The organism is Photobacterium aphoticum (assembly GCF_001029435.1).
Taxonomy (GTDB): Bacteria; Pseudomonadota; Gammaproteobacteria; order Enterobacterales; family Vibrionaceae; genus Photobacterium; species Photobacterium aphoticum.
Window position 1 is genome coordinate 79,966 of sequence record NZ_LDOV01000017.1, and the last position, 18,101, is coordinate 98,066.

At 49.7% G+C, this 18,101-nt stretch carries 16 protein-coding genes; 4 read left to right on the forward strand and 12 right to left on the reverse strand.

Annotated features, from left to right (window positions below):
- Positions 1 to 45: 45 nt before the first annotated feature.
- On the reverse strand, positions 46 to 525 hold the full coding sequence (locus tag ABT58_RS09425; RefSeq protein ID WP_047874141.1) for a YehS family protein: 480 nt from the start codon (positions 523 to 525) through the stop codon (positions 46 to 48).
- A gap of 193 nt (positions 526 to 718) precedes the next feature.
- On the opposite strand from ABT58_RS09425, the gene ABT58_RS09430 reads away from it, so the two are divergent.
- On the forward strand, positions 719 to 937 hold the full coding sequence (locus tag ABT58_RS09430) for a VF530 family protein (RefSeq protein ID WP_047874142.1): 219 nt from the start codon (positions 719 to 721) through the stop codon (positions 935 to 937).
- 673 nt (positions 938 to 1,610) lie between these two features.
- Complete coding sequence (locus tag ABT58_RS09435; RefSeq protein WP_047874143.1) at positions 1,611 to 2,801, forward strand: amino acid aminotransferase; 1,191 nt, start codon at positions 1,611 to 1,613, stop codon at positions 2,799 to 2,801.
- Between the two features lie 227 nt (positions 2,802 to 3,028).
- Here ABT58_RS09435 and ABT58_RS09440 read toward each other — a convergent pair whose 3' ends face one another.
- Complete coding sequence (locus ABT58_RS09440) at positions 3,029 to 3,334, reverse strand: hypothetical protein (RefSeq protein WP_047874144.1); 306 nt, start codon at positions 3,332 to 3,334, stop codon at positions 3,029 to 3,031.
- A gap of 379 nt (positions 3,335 to 3,713) precedes the next feature.
- Complete coding sequence (locus tag ABT58_RS09445; protein ID WP_047874145.1) at positions 3,714 to 4,124, reverse strand: hypothetical protein; 411 nt, start codon at positions 4,122 to 4,124, stop codon at positions 3,714 to 3,716.
- 415 nt (positions 4,125 to 4,539) lie between these two features.
- Here ABT58_RS09445 and ABT58_RS09450 point away from each other — a divergent pair, with 415 nt between their 5' ends.
- Positions 4,540 to 5,214, forward strand: a complete 675-nt coding sequence (locus ABT58_RS09450; protein WP_047874146.1) for a DUF2982 domain-containing protein — start codon at positions 4,540 to 4,542, stop codon at positions 5,212 to 5,214.
- Between the two features lie 27 nt (positions 5,215 to 5,241).
- Here the strand turns inward: ABT58_RS09450 and uhpC are convergent, their stop codons facing one another.
- The 4 genes from uhpC to uhpT form a co-directional block, all read right to left on the reverse strand.
- Positions 5,242 to 6,579 (reverse strand): MFS transporter, encoded by a 1,338-nt coding sequence (uhpC, locus tag ABT58_RS09455; protein ID WP_047874147.1) that lies wholly within the window; start codon positions 6,577 to 6,579, stop codon positions 5,242 to 5,244.
- An 18-nt stretch (positions 6,580 to 6,597) separates the two neighbouring features.
- Entirely contained in the window at positions 6,598 to 8,193 is a 1,596-nt protein-coding gene (gene uhpB / locus ABT58_RS09460) for a signal transduction histidine-protein kinase/phosphatase UhpB (RefSeq protein WP_047874148.1), read from the reverse strand.
- Positions 8,194 to 8,814 (reverse strand): response regulator transcription factor UhpA, encoded by a 621-nt coding sequence (uhpA, locus tag ABT58_RS09465; RefSeq protein ID WP_047874149.1) that lies wholly within the window; start codon positions 8,812 to 8,814, stop codon positions 8,194 to 8,196.
- 327 nt (positions 8,815 to 9,141) lie between these two features.
- A complete protein-coding gene (gene uhpT, locus ABT58_RS09470) occupies positions 9,142 to 10,545 on the reverse strand; it encodes a hexose-6-phosphate:phosphate antiporter (RefSeq protein ID WP_047874150.1) in 1,404 nt (467 codons plus the stop codon).
- Between the two features lie 416 nt (positions 10,546 to 10,961).
- Between uhpT and ABT58_RS09475 the strand changes: the two genes are divergently transcribed.
- Entirely contained in the window at positions 10,962 to 12,920 is a 1,959-nt protein-coding gene (locus ABT58_RS09475; RefSeq protein ID WP_047874151.1) for an acyltransferase family protein, read from the forward strand.
- Between the two features lie 84 nt (positions 12,921 to 13,004).
- On the opposite strand, the gene ABT58_RS09480 is transcribed toward ABT58_RS09475, so the two are convergent.
- From ABT58_RS09480 to ABT58_RS09495, 5 genes are all read right to left on the reverse strand, one after another.
- Positions 13,005 to 13,658, reverse strand: a complete 654-nt coding sequence (locus ABT58_RS09480; protein WP_047874152.1) for an MBL fold metallo-hydrolase — start codon at positions 13,656 to 13,658, stop codon at positions 13,005 to 13,007.
- 140 nt (positions 13,659 to 13,798) lie between these two features.
- Complete coding sequence (mepK, locus tag ABT58_RS09485) at positions 13,799 to 14,356, reverse strand: peptidoglycan L,D-endopeptidase MepK (protein ID WP_047874153.1); 558 nt, start codon at positions 14,354 to 14,356, stop codon at positions 13,799 to 13,801.
- Between the two features lie 174 nt (positions 14,357 to 14,530).
- Complete coding sequence (locus tag ABT58_RS09490) at positions 14,531 to 16,249, reverse strand: L,D-transpeptidase family protein (RefSeq protein ID WP_229821594.1); 1,719 nt, start codon at positions 16,247 to 16,249, stop codon at positions 14,531 to 14,533.
- A 158-nt stretch (positions 16,250 to 16,407) separates the two neighbouring features.
- Positions 16,408 to 16,524: a DUF1513 domain-containing protein gene (locus ABT58_RS24200; protein WP_158261713.1), complete on the reverse strand. Its 117-nt coding sequence runs from the start codon at positions 16,522 to 16,524 to the stop codon at positions 16,408 to 16,410.
- Between the two features lie 25 nt (positions 16,525 to 16,549).
- The gene (locus tag ABT58_RS09495; RefSeq protein WP_229821596.1) at positions 16,550 to 18,073 is read right to left on the reverse strand and encodes a di-heme oxidoreductase family protein; all 1,524 of its coding nucleotides are present in this window, start codon (positions 18,071 to 18,073) and stop codon (positions 16,550 to 16,552) included.
- Positions 18,074 to 18,101: the final 28 nt, after the last annotated feature.

Sequence of the window (18,101 nt, forward strand, 5' to 3'; positions counted from 1 at the left end):
TTGTATTCGTATCATATTAAATCTTGAATCCGTCTTTCTGTCGATTTACGCGACTGGACGATCTTCCGGACGGAAGTGATACTGCACAGCCAGCAAGAAATTACGCAGGATCTGATCCTTACATTCACGGTAATGCTTGTTGTCCGGCTTACGGAAGAAAGCACTCAATTCGTGTTTGCTCATCGAGAAGTCTACAGACTCCATCAACGCCAATACATCTTCCGCTTGGAAGTTCAACGCGATACGCAACTTCATGAAAATCATATTGTTGGTCAGGTGAGACTCAGGCTCAGGTTGCGGGCCTTCTTTCTTACCGCGTTTCATATTAATCAGACCATTAAGAAAAATGGCAAGCTCGCGGTCAGTACATTTATGAATAAATGCCGCATCTTCATCTTTCTTCAACCAGTCACAAACTTGCTCGCGTGTTACCTCATGGTCTGCAGAAGCAAAGATCTCTATCATTTCTGCATCGTTAAAATCAAAGGTATAGCGAATACGTCGCAAGATGTCGTTGTTGAGCACTGTCAATTCCAATTATTAGGCAGCGGGGTCAGTATAACCGGCTGCAAAGGGTAACCCTTAGTTTATCACACCTGTGCTTGGGACCACCCTCCTATCTCGCCAAATCCACGTTAACGGGCTGCATCAGCGATTTAATCAACGCGTCCAAACTGCTATAGTGCGCGCAGACCCTATTAAGACAGATATTACACACATGGATATTCAACCGAATAACCCGCTACACGGTATTACCTTAAAAAACCTGCTGGAAGAATTAGTGGATCACTACGGCTGGGAAGAACTGGGCCGTATCGTGAACATTCGTTGCTTCAACAGCAACCCAAGCCTCAAATCCAGCCTAACCTTCCTTCGCCGCACCGAATGGGCGCGCAAAGAAGTTGAGCAGCTCTATGTAGATACCTTTTTCATCTAAGGTAATCGCAGAGCCTATCTTTTTGATGCGATAAATAGCATCGTGTTATTTATCGCATCGCTCCATATTTTCAAATAGCCTCCCCTTCCATCCCCTTCACTTTTTATGGCTCACCTATTGACCGTCTGATTGCCATTTCTTTTGCCATTCATTTCGCCTTTTGCCACGCAACGGCACCATGAACATGGCACTCACTTTCGTGTTTGTATGGCGACAAATGACAAACACATAACATTTAGCGCATTTCACTCAAAATACGCATTTTACTCGGTATTTATTCAAGCCAATTGACCTATTTACGGCCCAAAACACCACACACACGCCGCCTGCCGTGTGTTTTTTCACCATGTATTGAGCACGACTGTATACCATTATTCATGCATAACAATGCGTTACGCGATCTCAAAATGACGTTTTATCCTCACTGACCGCCTCAAAATGAGTGACCAAATGCACACTCTGATGGCGATTTCACCATTTTTGTTGTCATTTTACGGTAAACCGCGTTGCGTCACAGAACCGCTCTCGACGCCACTGTTACCAAAAAATGCCAACTCTATGGCATAGCGAATTTTTATTCGTCGTAATTGTTACAACTTCTTGTCAAGGCCCTCCATATAGGGGTATAAAGTAGTCAATGACTGTTTATTCTTACCCCCCATGGACGATGACAATGTTTGAGAAAATTACCGCCGCACCGGCAGACCCGATTCTAGGCTTAACGGAAGAGTTTAAGAGCGATCCACGTGCAGAGAAAATTAACCTCGGCGTAGGTATCTACAAAAATGAAGCGGGCAATACACCAGTACTTGCTACGGTCAAAAAAGCAGAAGCGATTTTGCTTGAGAAAGAGACCACCAAATCTTACCTAAGCATTCCGGGTACCGCAGAGTACGGTCTTGCCGTACAACAACTGCTGTTCGGTGCAGATTCTCCAATCATCTCCTCAAAACGTGCACAAACCGCACAAGCGCCTGGTGGTACAGGTGCGCTTCGTGTAGCGGCTGAGTTCATCAAGCGTCAGCTCGGTGATGTAAAAGTGTGGATCAGCAACCCGACTTGGGCGAACCACAACGGTGTTTTCGCGGCTGCAGGCCTAGAAACAGCGGCATACACCTACTACAACGCAGAAACCAAAGACATGGATTTTGCGAGCATGCTCGCCGATCTGAACAATGCATCAGAAGGTGATGTGGTACTGCTACACGGCTGCTGCCACAACCCTACCGGTATCGACCCAGTGGCTGCACAGTGGCAACAACTGGCTGATCTGTGTGTTGAGAAAAAACTGCTGCCAATGTTCGACTTCGCCTACCAAGGTTTTGCCAAAGGCGTAGAAGACGATGCACAGGGTCTGCGTATTTTTGCTGACAAGTGTGAAGAACTGCTGGTGGCCAGCTCATTCTCTAAAAACTTCGGCCTGTACAACGAGCGTGTTGGTGCATTTACCCTTGTGGCGAAAAACAACGAAGAAGGTGTGACAGCGTTCAGCCAGGTGAAGAGCATTGCGCGTGTGATTTACTCTAACCCACCTGCACACGGTGCGGCTGTGGTGACAGAAATCCTAAATGATGCTGCGCTACGTGCAGAATGGGAGCAGGAAGTGGCAGACATGCGTGACCGCATTCAAGAGATGCGTACCCTGTTTGTACAAACGCTAAAAGATCTGGGTGTGGATGCAGACTTCAGCTTCATTGAGCGTCAGAACGGTATGTTCTCATTCTCTGGCCTGAACAAAGATCAGGTTAACCGTCTGAGAGATGAGTTTGGTATCTACATCGTGGGCTCTGGCCGTATCAGCGTGGCAGGTATGACAAAGTCAAACATGCTACCACTGTGTAAAGGCATTGCGGCGGTCCTTTAATCGCCCTCCTGCTTTGACATACAAACTTTGACATAAAAAAATAACGGGCATTTCAGGCCCGTTATTTTTTTGCTGCGATGATGCATGTTTGCTGCAATGCACTTAGCATCCTTTAAGGCGTCTCAGATCCCTCACTCTCGCCCTCATTGTTATTATCATTAGGCAAGGCATGCGTACCGTCACGGCTAACGCTTTCACGTTGTTGGTTTGCTTGGTGAAGTCGATGCTCAACCAGACTTATCGAGAGGCAAGACGTTGCAAAAAAGATCCCTCTCAAATTGATCTTCCAGTTGCTGTCGCCACGGGCGGTTACATACGGGTACCAAGTAGAACACATCACGGGACGTGTCAGTCACGAAAGCCATGCCATGCTGCATAAGCTCATAATGAATGTCGTGAATAAACCCTAAAGAGAAGCTTTGTCGTCCAGTTAACTGATTAATGTCTGCACGCGTTAGGCTCACCCCTTGTTCTTCACCTGCAAAGCGATTGCGCAGCCAGTCAGAAAACTCTCTAGCACTTATCATTGTCATACTCTCGCCTCCACGTCACTCTTCCCTGATAAACTGTAAATATGAGAATGAGTCCATTATTAATAAGTTATAGCAGAGTTAAGACATTACGACAGAATAATGAAACACGACGCATGTTAAGTGCTCATTCGACGCAAATATGAGACAAGTTGCGATAGAGCTAGGGATTGCGGGTATACGCTCGGTGAGAAACGGCGATGAGAGAGAAACGACAGTAAGTAAAAAGATGAAGGATGGGGACGTTGAGTAAAAAAGGGAATGAAGGAAGGGAGATAACACCCGCCCCTGTCATCAAAAACAGGAACGGGTCTGGCGGCAAAACGCAAATTTACACGCGAGGTATTACTGAAAAAGGTCAGAAAACCCAACGAATTTGGGTTTAAAGTGCTTTGTAAAGTACCTTGTTGCCTGCCAGTTGGATGCGCTCAACCAAGTTTTCTTCAACCAGCTTTTTCAACGCACCAGTCGCCCAAGAAGCCGCTTTCGCATCTTCCTGACCTGCTTCAAGACCAATCCCTTTCGGGTTGATGCCGTCAGCATGCTGAATCACGATATCCAACACTTGCTGCTGCTTTGGCGTCAATGCCACGTTAACTGCAGCAGGAGCTGCCGCTTCTACAGGCTTTGCCGCTTCAACAACAGGTTTGGCCGCTGGAGCCGCCTTTACTGTTTCTGCAGTTGGTGCTTTTTTCACAACAGGTTGCGCTGCTGCCGGTTTTGCTGCCACTGCCGCACCTTTCAGGCGCTTTTGCAGTTTTAGCTGAACTTTACGTTTGTGAGAGATTCTCATTAAATTTCCTACTCCGTTGCACTACTTTCAGTCACCACTACCTATCAAGCCACTTCTGATGAAGTACCGATACGTCCAGCGGGAAAAAGTAAGCGCGTGTTATACCAAGTCTGTCAGAGAATTGCCAGCAAACGGTTATTTAAGCTGCAACAAAAAATGATTTTACTCAAAAAGGAAAGGCAGGCTCTCATTTTTCACGTTCTTGCAATTTTTGTGTTACCGAAAAATATGCAGAAATTGGGTCAACTTGCGGTCAAATACTGATAATTACGCCGAAATACTGGATAAATAGCCATGTGCACATAATACCTATAACACACTGTTTCTTATCGTTATCTAACGTCAAGTGATCCTGTTCGCGATTCCATAACGTAAGCCATAATATAAGCAGTAAAGCTGTAACAGGATCCTAATAATGGATAACGAGTTAGAAACACGTTACATCAAACAGCCTTTCTCGCTGGCCTCTTCAGGGATGTATGCGGGAGGATTAGTCGGCGTGGTGTTAGCGGCGCTTTTAGGCTTTTTCTTTCCAATCATTTCCGCCCCCGCCATTGCTATTCTTGTGCTCATGGCCGGTATGCTGGCTTTACTCGGCTACAAATACCAACAAGGCCCGGAACTCACCTTCACCCTCACCTTTATGCACCTGCAATTTCACAGCCATCAAGGGGGCTGGTTAGCGCGCTGGAAGAACATCGACCGCATCGCCCAAGCCAGTGTCGGGAACGACGGGTGGTATCAACCGCTCCCCTGGGTAGGGATCCGATTAAAAGACTACGGAGAATTTGTAGAAGCCATTTGCCCGCGCGTGGCCAGTAAGATCCTCATTGAGCAGCGTATCTTACTGGTTATGGCACACAGGAACATGGCCGATCCACCGTATCAGCTGGAAGACATTTTGTTTGATGACACGCCGTTTATTACCCCGTCAGGACAGGTGCTAAAAGGGCTGCAAGCCATGCTGGCTAATCGTATGAGATACAACCGCGCATTTCTCGGTTATGACTTTTTCATCTCTGAAGATTTTCTCGATCGCCCCGCCGCTGACTTTGCCGGCCTGGCTCGCCGTTATCTCGCAGCGGCCTGAGCCATTACCCTGTTCTGTCGGGCTCATTTATGTCGGCTTTACGCTCGATTGGGCCTTCAAAAACGGCAGCAGCAATAGCCCCACCGTGCCTCCAGCGATGGCAATCACGGTGAAAAAGCCCGTCCACTGGAACTGCTCCACAATCAACGCCAGCGGATAGCCGGCCATGGCCGCGCCCATGTAAGCAAACAGCCCGACAAAGCCGGTGGCTGCCCCTGCGGAGTCCTTGTGAGAACATTCGGCCGCCGCCATCCCAATCAACATTTGCGGACCAAACACAAAGAACCCGACCGCAAAAAAGCAGCCCGCCAACAACACATCACTGTCGATCGGCATCAGCCACAGCGCAGAGACCGACATGAAAATACCGATGGCGAAAATCAAATTCATCGGGCCACGGTTACCGCCAAACCAACGGTCAGATCCCCAACCGGCCACCAGCGAGCCGATAAAACCGCCCACCTCAAACAAAGACAACGCCATGTTCGCCTGGATCAAGCCGTACCCTTTTTGCTCACTCAGGTAAAGGTTGCCCCAGTCGTTGATCGCCGTACGCACGATGTACACCAGCACATAACTGAATGCCAGTAACCAGATGTATTTGTTACGCAGCACATATTTGGTCAGAATTTCCCGGTGACTAAGTCCTTGCCCTTCCCGCTCTTGCGCCAATTCTAAATGATCACGTCGCCACTGCCCCACGGTCGGTAGGCCCATGGTGGTGGGTTTATCGCGCAAGCGCCAACACACGAACAGCCCGACGACCATGGCAATGATCCCCGGCACAATGAACCCCAGTCGCCAGCTGGCATGCAACGTCAAATATCCCACCAACAAGGGGATCAGTGCGCCACCGACGTTGTGGGCTGTGTTCCACAGCGACCACCAAAAGCCCCGCTCTGAGCGTGAATACCAGGTGGTCATCAGCTTAGAACACGGCGGCCACCCCCACCCCTGGAACCAAGCATTTAATACCCATAACGTCATCAGCACCCACAATGCATCTGAAAAGCCAAACGCAATATTAATGACCCCAGTGGCAAACAAGCCGATGCCCATAAAATAACGCGGGTTGGAGCGATCTGACACCACGCCGGATAAAAACTTTGACGCCCCATAGGTGAGATAAAACAGGGTGCCCATCATGCCGATATCGGATTTTTCTAACCCCAAATCCACCAGCATGGAAGGCATCGCATAATTGAAATTCTTACGGGTAAAATAAAACACCGCATAGCCCACATACATGGTGAGCATGATGTGCAAACGCCAATAGCGGTAGGTTTCATTGATCGTGGCAGAATCGGTGATCTCAGGCTGATTCGTCTCTACCGACGATGATGCATTCACAGGTAATTGATTCATGGATGAGTGGCTCATGCTTTACATCACCGGTAACTGAATATGAATATGGGTACCCTGAACAGGCGGCTGTGTGCGGCTTTTAATGGTGATTTTGCCCCCTAAGGCTTCTACGCGCTCTTGCATCCCGCGCAGACCAAAGCCAGAGCTGGAGGTCGCCATCAGCGCCGCCACCGCAAAGCCTTTTCCGTTATCACGGATCTCCAGCTCCACCCGTTCTTTCTCCAACACAAAGCTGATCTGCAAGGTGCTGGCTTGGGCGTACTTCACCACGTTATTCACCGCTTCCTGGCAAAGTCGATATAAGGTCACGCTTAACGTATCGCTCAAACTCTCTGGTCGCAGCGCAACGCACTGCCAGGTCACGGATGTGGCAATGCCATGCTGCTCACACTCCAAATCCCGAATCAACTGGTCGATCGCCGCTTCCACCCCCATGTCATCGAGCGTTTTCGGACGCAGGCGGGTCAGCAACCCTTTGGTGGTGTCATAAATATTCAGTGAAAGGGTTTCAATCATATTGGCGCAGTTGATCCCCACCGGCGGGGTGTCTACGCGCTTAATGATGGAGGCCTGCGTGCGGATCGCCGTGATGTTCTGCCCGATTTCATCATGCAACTCACGGGCAATGTCGCGCCGTACCGACTCTTCAGCAGTAATAAGCTGACGCGATAAACTGTGGTTACGCGACAATTGCAAGCGCAGTTGCTGGTTCAGCTCACGCTGGCGTTGGATCCCCATGCCCAGCAATATCCCCGTTAAGCTCTGTGCGGTCAGGGATAACAGCAAATCGGTAATAGCAAGATCGCTGCCGCTGCTGCGTCCCGCAATCAACGCAATACTGTTGAATAAGGTGCCGAGCAATGCGCCCTGCCAGCCGTAGCGAAATGCCAGCAACACAATAGGAATAGCCAAACAAAACGGAGCAAAACGACGCAGCTCTTGGGGTAATCCCAGTTGCAACACAATACTGGCAATCAACAAGGCCACATACAATAAGACATGACGCACGCGCAGTGTGACCGGACGGGACACCAAATCGACGGTAAGCGGGATCCATGTCTGCTGGAACAGGTAGCTCCACACCAAATAACAGCTCGGCACAATCATCAGGCCACCGGTAACACTGACCAGCAAAACCATCAAACCATGCGATAACGTGGTGGCGAACCCTAGCGTGTCTTGTGGCGGCACGGGGACAAGGCCTAACGCGTCATGAATAAGCGGTATCCCCATTGCCACGGCCATATTCAGCAGTGAGGTCAACGCTATCACCGCCCCCATCACACTTAAACGGTGCAACTGTGAGCCAATGTAATGACGATGCGCCCCCCACATAACGGGGACACTCATCACACTAGAGAGCATGGCAATTTGCCAGACCGATGCCCCGACCAAGGGTGCCAAGGCAAATAACAAGAGCCATTCCGTCCCATAGACAGCGGGCCAAAATCGCTTCGGGCAATGTAAGAGGACACCCAGACGCAGAGCAAAAGGAAAAAGGAAAACGGCAAGCTCAGGATCTAAGGTGAAATAGGTCGCGATCACCCACAGACAAAACCAGCCACAGGCTAACAATAACCCGCCGACCAGCGATGTCACGGCGAGATGGCGCATTTACACCACCTCGTTAGGAAAATCAGTTTGGAAGTGACGTGCCAGTTCTACGTTATTTTTGGCACCCAGTTTATCCATGGCATGAGCACGATGAACATGGACAGTTTTGTGGCTAAGACCCAGCTCATTGGCCACGGCCTTCACATCTAACCCTGTTGCCAACATTTCGCCAATTTGGCGTTCACGCTTGGTCAGTTGCGACACCGCAGGCACCGCTTTGGCTGTGGAAGCCAGTTTTAAGGCAATATCCGGCGTCAGGTAACACCCACCCGCTGCGGCAGTCCGCACCGCTTGTACCAACTCGTCTGGGCTGCAACGTTTACTCAGGTAGCCTCGCGCCCCCATTTCCAGCGCTTTTTCCACCATAGCAGCAGAGTCGTGCACACTCAGCATGATGGTCGCAATGCCTTCCGGCAAATCCGCCAACAGGGATAAGCCACTTTCATCAGGCATGGAAATATCAAGAATACACACGGTGGCCTGACTACCCGGCAAGCCGAGGCGCGCCTCTTTAGCCGAACCAAACTCGCCCACGACGGTCATGTCGTCTTCCAGCATCAATAACTGGGCGAACCCCGAACGAACGATAATGTGGTCATCGACCAGTGCGACGTTGATCATTCCCCATCCCTCTCTCTGAATAGCAAATAAAACGGAAAAGAGCCCAAAACTAAAAAGAACTGTGTCAGTAAATCAAAAAAAAGACCGTTAAACTACCTGCTCTGTCGCAGACAAACAAGGGTGAAATATAATTAGTCAAAAATGCCTGATGACGAATGAAAACGAAACGTGCAACGCGCGAGCCCCTTTAGCGTGGCTAACTACCCGCTTTCACGTGGTGTATCTCCAGCCACTCAAGTTGGCTATCTCGCAGATACAAAAAAACTGCCCACAGGCAGTTTTTTCTTTAACGATGAGGGTGATAGACACCTTACTTAGAAAACAACTTTACGCTGTTTCCAGTGCCGCCGCTTCTTTCAACAAGCGTTTTTCACGACGAATCTTCTTCTCTTCAGCAACCGCTACGAACAGCAGTAGCACGATACATACAGCCGCAGAAGTATCCAGCGCTGCAAATGTACCTTTCCAGCCAGTCAAACCAAAGATAGGCGTACCATCGGCAATCATACCCAGGCCCAGTTTCGCAAAGCTGTCACCAATCAGGTAAGCAAACGTACCTTTGATGCCATCTGCCACACTGATCGCTTTCTTCGGTACGAAACCTACCGCTGCAACACCGATCAGCAACTGCGGACCAAATACCAAGAAACCAAGTACAAACAGAGAACCCAGGTACATGTACTCGTTAGTCGCATGCTGGTAGAACTCAAGGCTAAAGATGATCAGTACCAGTGACACACACGCCACGATAGCACGACGACCGTTTGCCAAATCAGACAGGTAACCCCACATCAAGGTGCCCACAAGCGCGCCGACTTCAAACAAGGTGAAACCTGAAATAGCCGCTTCTTTTGACAGACCCAGTTCTTGGTACGCATACACGGTTGACCACTGGTCGATACCGATACGCACGATGTACAGGAAGATGTTCGCGAAACACAATAGCCAAATGATTTTGTTCTTCAGCACGTATTCCATGAAGATTTCACGCTTGGTCATCTGGTTTTCTTCAGCCAATGCGTCTTCTTCACTTACCGCTTCATCAAATAGCTCTTCTGCTTTACCCAGACCGTACGCTTCTGGTGAATCGCTACCGTAACGCAGACCAATAAAGCCGACAATCAGTGCAATGATCGATGGGAAGATGAACATACCGATCACGTGACCGTCAAACAGGTAGTTCGCACCAAACAGAGCCACACCTGCCGCACCGGCACCACCGACGTTGTGAGACATGTTCCACAGACCTAAGTACGTACCGCGCTTGTTACGTGGTGTCCACTTAGTGATAGTCGAGTAACTAGAAGGACCACCCGTACTCTGGAAGAAACCGCTCAGACCGTAGAAGGCAATCATCAGGAACAGGCTAACGCTACCGCCGCCCATGCTGAAGCTAAAGCCCAACATTGCCAAGCCAGAAAGAATCAACATGAATGGCAAAAATTGTTTGGTGTTCTTTCCGTCCGCGTAATAAGAAACGACGGTTTTACCGATACCGTAGGTAATGGAGAAACCCAAACCAATCAAACCCAGATCGGTCATCGATAACCCGTAGGTTTCGATCATATCGTTTTGGGCAACGTTGAAGTTTTTACGGATCAAGTACATGGTCATGTAGCCAATAAACACAACCAGGTACGATTGCATAAATGGCTTGAACCACATTTTACGGCGTTCTTCTACAGGCAGATCCAATGTCGGCTTTCTTACCTGATCTAACAGTTTAAACATGTGAAACCTCAGTCATCTCTCGACACAGTGAGCAGGCGCGCTGCTCTTCACTGGTCATCATCTGGGTCAGTGTGCATCAAAAAATTCGGAATGATGAAGACCATTGGCAGGAGAGACTAAAGCAAGGGAGGCATTCTGGCTTGAGACGCAGGCTTAGACAAACTAGGAATAATTCCTAGTTTTCCGATAAGCAGTGGAAAAGCGTGAAAGTAATCACAAAAAAACCGCGAAAACGACGTCTTTGCCTATGCTTAATGCTAGGCATAGCTAAGGAGTGGCTGATGATATTACCTCACACAACATACGCGTATTTTACGGCTTACGCTACTCCACCCGCCCCACTTATCTCCCGTTGACGCCACGCTGTTCACGCAGACATACCCTCTAAACACCCATGGATAAAGGAGCCTATTACGGTGACATTTAGACAGGATATCAATGCCCTACGTGCCATCGCCGTGTTGGTCGTCGTCATTTTTCACTTCAATCCCGACTGGTTGCCGGGCGGGTTCATTGGGGTGGATGTGTTTTTTGTGATCTCCGGTTTTTTAATGACGGGGATTATTTTTCGCGGGTTTGAAAAAGAAACGTTCCGGTTAGGCGCCTTTTATCTCGCCAGAGCCCATCGCATTATTCCAGCCTTACTTGTGCTGTGCCTTGCCCTATTATGTTTTGGCTGGCTGTATTTACCGCCGCCGGACTACCAAGTATTAGGAACACACATTGCAAGTAGCCTGAGCTTTCTATCAAACATCACTTACCTCAGTGAAGCCGGCTATTTTGATTCGGATGCTCATGATAAGTGGTTATTACATACCTGGTCACTCTCGGTAGAATGGCAGTTCTATCTGATCTACCCGATCGTTTTATTAGGCTTAAAACAATGGCTATCCTTACACGCGATCAAGCGCGTCGTCCTGATCAGTACGGTACTGATATTTATTACCAATATTGTCGTTTCACAAAAATGGACGGAAGCCTCTTATTACCTGCTCCCTACCCGTTCATGGGAAATGCTCTTAGGGGGCATCGCCTATTTCTATCCGCTGTCACTCACGAAACAACAGAAAACCCTATGGTTATATACCGGCCTGAGTGTCATCTTTCTGTCGAGTCTGTTTATTTCACCGGAAGACGTCTGGCCGGGTTACATGGCACTTTTCCCGGTCATGGGCGCTTATGCGGTGATCACGGCCCATCATCCTACTGCCGTTTTCACGCACCATCCTCTTTTGCACTATTTGGGTAAATGCTCCTATTCCATTTACCTCTGGCACTGGCCTGTCGTGGTATGGGGCGTCTATTTTGAATTTGATCAATCTTACTGGTGGCTGATCGGCATCCCCGTTTCCGTATTATTCGGACACCTCAGTTATACGTATATTGAAACCGCAACCTGGCTTACCCCCAAACGTGCAACCCCTGCTTTGCCTTCAACCGCTTCCGCCCCAGCGAAAGCGCATGGCTGGCAGATGATGAAATCCATCGTGTCACTCAAATACGTGTGGGTCGGCGGCGCCGTCTTCTTATCGAGTTATTTCATCGCCACCCACCACGGTATTCCACAGCGTTATTCTGAAGCCTATCTTGATCTCATCGCGCAAACGCAGCACAGTCCTTATCGCGAGCAGTGTCACCTGAAACAGTATCAGGCGCCTGATAAAGCGTGTGAGTATTTTGACCCTAATGTCTCTTGGGCAATCATGGGTGATAGTCACGCCGTGGAATTGGCTTATGCGCTGGCAGATAAACTCCAACCCTTACAACAAGGCGTGAAACATTTTAGTTATTCGGCTTGCCGGCCATCCTATAATCAGGCGCATGCATTCAGTCATTGCGCCACTTGGTATAATGACTCTCTCAATTACATCATTGCCAATGATGACATTAAACATGTGGTCTTTAATCACCGTTATTCGCGCTATTTCTTTGGTGATAATGCCGCGACCTATCCCGATACGTCCGCGCCTTTCATTACCGATGATGTTGACGCTATTTTGCAGTCCATTGATGATGCGATCCTGACACTCTCCAAGCATAAAGAGACCGTCTATGTGTTCTATCCCATCCCTGAATTGGGCAAACACATTAAAAGCCTCATTGAGGTGTCTTACCGCCAGAACCATGCGATAGACGCCATTCCTGGTACGTCGTTGCAGTATTATCAACAACGTAACGCTTATATCATTGAACATTTCGATAGCGCGACTTACCCCGCGAATGTCCATTTTATTAAGCCAAGTGATGCATTCTGTGATCAGGACGTCTGCTTCTCCGTCAAAGACTCAACCGCCTTGTATTACGATGACGACCATCCTTCCCTCAAAGGGGCAAACTTGCTGGTTGACCTGTTGTTAAGCGCCAATAACCGATAAAAAAATACCCTGTGGCAACCACAGGGTATTGTGTTTTCTCAGTGCTCAACCAACCGTGATAGCAATCACCGTCAGTCATGGCGATCAGTACAGTGGCATCTCATCGGCCACGAATGGGTTCGAGGCACGCTCTTGACCAAACGTAGACACCGGGCCATGACCCGGAATAAAGATCACAGCGTTACCCAATGGCCACAATTTACCTTTGATGGAGTTAATCAGTGTCTGGTAATCGCCTTTCGGGAAGTCAGTACGGCCAATGCCGCCTTTGAACAGCACATCACCGACAAACGCTACGTTCGCATCTTCGCTGTGCAATACAACGTGACCCGGCGTGTGGCCCGGCGTATGGTAAACCGCCAACGTTTGTTTACCCACGGTGATCACATCGCCATCTTCCAGCCACTGTGTCGGCTCAAAGGCTTCTGTCATCGGGAAACCGAACATTTCACTTTGACGTGGCAGCCCTTCTAACCAAAACGCATCATCTTTGTGTGGACCCACAACCGGCACATTGAACTCTGCCGCCAATGGCGCGGTACCACCCACGTGATCCAAATGACCGTGAGTCAGGATCAGCTTGGTCAGCGTCAGGCCCAGCTGCTGCAGCTTTTCTTTCAACAGGTGGATATCACCACCCGGATCGATCATGGCTGCTTCGTTCGTTTCATCACACCAGATGATGGAGCAGTTTTGCTGAAATGGGGTCACAGGTACCACTTCAAATTGAAGACTCATTCTCTTTTCCTAAGATTGCAATATTGCTGGCAGAATACCACAGCTACGAACAGAAATGCCAAAATGACAAAAGCCGGTGAACACCCAGAGAGGAAGGGCGCACCGGCTTGATCTTACTGATTAAAACGGTATGACGTGACTTAGCCGTTCCAACGACGCACCGGACCGGTGTCGATATGCACAAAGCCACTGCGCGGGTAATACCCCACCCCGCCTAAACGGAGTTCTTGCGCCGCACTACGGATGCGAGACAAAGAAACGCCTTCCAAATTAAAGTCAATCGCTTGCCCTTTCATGTGGTAGCTTTTCTTTGCCACGCCACCGGTTTTACGCAACGCTTGGTTAGTGGCAGGTGAACGGTAACCGGAAATCACGCGCACTTGTCCTTTGTGGCCTAAGCCCGCCTGAATTTCAGTGATCGCGTCGAATAAACGGCGGTCCATTTTCGCGACTTCGTTACGGCGAAAATCACGGCACAAATAATTCATTTTTTGTAATTCGGCTTTGAGGTACTGCTTGCCGTCAAAATATTCCGTTTCCAAATCTTCATTCGTGTGGATGTTACTCAATGAAATCTGGCGTGGGGTTGCCGCTCTATATGGACTGGCTAACGCCCAGTTAGGGACCAATAAACTGGCACCCAAAGTCAGTCCGCCAGCAACCAAGAGCTGGCGGCGCTTGTAATCAATTTCAGACATAGTTCTACAATAACCAATTCATCGCAATACGCGGACACTCCCCTAACAAGCGCAATGGCCTGCCCGCAAACGTCCTCACGATAGCGTTCAGTTATTGTTCAGTCAAACAATGAGACGGCATCAAATTGTTGATAAAACCATCGAAAGCCGCCTAATTATTGACTCGCAAGCATTTTATTCTCTGTAAGAATATGTAAATAATTCTCGATTTTGCGACGGCGATATAAGTTTATCGTAGTCATACACATCGGCGCGATAATTCACCAGCCCTTGTTTGTCGACCCACGCGGTCTGATAAATCAAATGTACTTTTACTTTGTGCTGCAAACCGACTGTCTTGGTTTTCGTACGTGATTTAAGACTATTCACCCGCTGCTCGGTCACCCCGGAATGGTTCAGTAAGATCATCGCCAAATCGTCCGCCTGTTCAACCCGCACACAGCCAGAACTGAACGCCCGCGTTTCTTTGGCAAACAAGCGTTTTGCAGGCGTGTCATGTAAGTAGATAGCCTGATCATTGGGCATATTAAATTTAAAGCGCCCCAGCGCATTTCGGTTACCCGGTTTTTGACGAAGCCGGTACGGGAAAGACTTGGCGTTCATTAATCGCCAGTCAATGGTGTGAATAGGAATTTGCTCCGAGCTATTCCAGCTGCGGATCACCGCAAAGCCATTGCGATGCAAGTAACTGCGATCACGCTGTGCCTTCGGTAAAATGTCTTTGCGCATGATAGACATCGGCACATTCCAGTACGGGTTGAACACCACAGAGGCCACATTGGTACTCATTACCGGCGTGCGACGGCTGGGACGGCCAACAATCACCTTGCTGTCCAGGACATGTTGATTATCCAACCACAAATTCATTTCAAAATTGGGGATATTCACGATCAACATCGATGGCGCTTCCGGCCACATTCGCGAACGTTGTGCATTCAACGCCAAAACTTGAATACGGCTTTGTGGCGATAACGCCAGCCACTGGCGAGTTTGCGGGCCGATCGCCCCATCCGGTTTTAAGCCATGACGTTGCTGAAAGTTTTTCACCGCATTGGCGAGATCAATATTGTAGGTTCGTACACCGGCAGCACGGATCTGCTCGGCCTCGAAATCCCGCAGATCCCCCAGATTTTCAAGAATGGTAATCAGCGCATCAGGATCTTTCAATCGCGTCCCTAACCGAATGATCCCGCGCTGATAGAACACCGGCCAACGCTTGTTCGCTACTTGTTCCAGCGACTCAATGGCGAGTAACAATTGGGTATAGTTTTCATCGCTGGGTTGCAGCCGATCCACCCAATGGCGTAATTGGTCACGCTCGATGGCCGAATACAAACCGCTCATCGCCGATTCTGACGGCAATGGCAAACGGGCATCCACACCGCTGCCGAACAGCCATTGCTTCCCTTGGGTCGGCAACCCTTCTACATAACTCATGTAGGCGAACAAGGTATCGGTCGCCAGCAAATCATACTGACGCCAATCATTACTGTTCTTGTACTGTTTAAGTTGCGTGTAACGCTGCGTAAAATTCTTACTGACACCAGACAGTGCCACCATACGCAATTGTTGCTCAAAGGCATTGGCTGTAAACGAGTCCTGCCAAAGCGGGACAAATCCTACCGCATGGTATAAATCGGCCAATTGATCCACATAGCGGATGGTATTGATGTTATTGGCAACTTCATGGATCCACTGGCGGGCTTTCTTTTGTTGGATGAGCGTTTCTGAAAATTGCTCTTCTAATTCAGCACGGCTAGACAGGGGCTGCACAGGTTCCATCTCATTGGCCAGAACAGCCGATGATAGGGGGACGGCTAGTACAGTGACTAGGACAGGGATGAGGCCAATACAACTGCGCGTGGTCATTGCCAACTGACTCCTCATTGCCATTATTATCATTATGGCAAATTCGATGAATAACGGACTAACTTTAGCCGTCTCTGTCAGTGGATCCTGTTTCAAAATTTAAATTCAGCGCGATCTCCCACCACGACATCCACACGCTGCGCGAGACACAACCGGCCTCGCGCAACACGCCGTCACGCCAACTAAATAATATTCCAGTGGTTATCCCACATTACGCCGCTTTGCACACTTTGCTGCTGACCGGTCACCTGCGTCGCAACTATTTTTCCGGTACCGGTGCTAAGCAGCCATTGCCCCATGCTGATTACCGTTCCACGCCGCCTCCTACAACGAATTGAGAAACGCAAGCAGGGCGTCGCGGTCTGAGGTTGATAAACCCACCACCTTATCACGGCTGGCTTGGGCTTCCCCGCCATGCCATAGCACCGCCTCAAGTACGTTGCGGGCACGGCCATCATGTAACAAAAACGTATGGCCATTCACCTCTTGGGTGTACCCCAATCCCCATAAGGGTGCCGTTCGCCACTCTCGGCCATTTGCGAGAAATTCATCACGGTGATCCGCCAACCCCTCACCCATATCGTGTAGCAGTAAATCGGTATACGGATGAATCACTTGCTGCGATAACGCCGGCAATGCGGGGTTCTTTGCGGTGACTAAATGGGTCTGATGGCAACGCTGACAACCGATGTCGGCAAACACAGCTTCACCCCGCTGTACCTGTGGGTCATTCACGTGACGGCGTGACGGTACGGCTAAATGACGCGCATAAAACTCAACGAAATCGAGCACGTTATCGCTCACCTCTGGCTCACCGCCGCTGGGCATGGCCTGACAAACCGATTGGTGGCTGGTGCAATTCTCTGTGGGAAAGACGGCGCTGGTTAAACCGAGATCGCCATTAAAGGCGGCGGCATTTTGCTGCATCACTGTCGGTTGCCCGGCTTTCCAGCCAAACCGCCCGACCGCTAAGGTTTGTTGCTTCACATCCCACACTTGGTTCACTTTGCCGCTGATCCCCTCGCCGGCCGCCTTTTGCGCTTTGGCCAGAGCAAACAACGTATCTTCCGGGATTTGCTCTAACAAACCGAGCCCAATCATCGGCGGGGCCACACGCAGTGAGGTCTGTACCTGAGGATGCAGCTCACCATAGTTCAATTCGGAAATCGTCAACGTCGGCTGACGCAGTGTGACCACCAACCCATCCGCCAATGTGACAGGCACATCTTGATAGGCAATGGCGATCTGCCCTTCCGGCTTGGCACCGGGCAAGGCAAAATCCTGCAGCTGATCGCCATAAATCGGATCGGGTAATACGCCACTGGTGATCACCTGCTGCTTCTGATCAGCCGTGAAAGCCGGAATGCTTAACCGCACCAACGTTGACACCGCATTGCTATCCCCCGCTTGAGGCGGATGGCCTCGACCGTCTTTGATATGGCAGTTTTGGCAGCCGTTAGTGTTAAATAACGGACCGAGGCCATCTCTGGCGTCCGTACTGGCCGGCGCTTCCACCCAAGGGTTACGGAAAAAACTATTGCCGACACTGAAATCTAACCGCTTAGACAGAGGGAGGTTGGCGGCTGGCAGTGAAAACGCATTCGGTCCCGATTTGCGGACTGTGGTGCTCCCGCCTGATGTGATGGATGCCGGTTTTATTTCCGCTGTTTGGGCGGCGGTGATGGGGTGTGCGGCTTTGGCGTCAGTGGCGACAACGGAGGGTGAAATCGACGTAGCTCGGGGGGAAACAGAGGATTCAGCCGCCCACAACATGGAAGGGGAAAATAGCAAACTCACCGAAATAGCGAGATACGGCAGATGCGGCAGATTCGGTAAAGGATTGTTCATTGCTCAGGCTCTTTACGCTCGCGGTGCC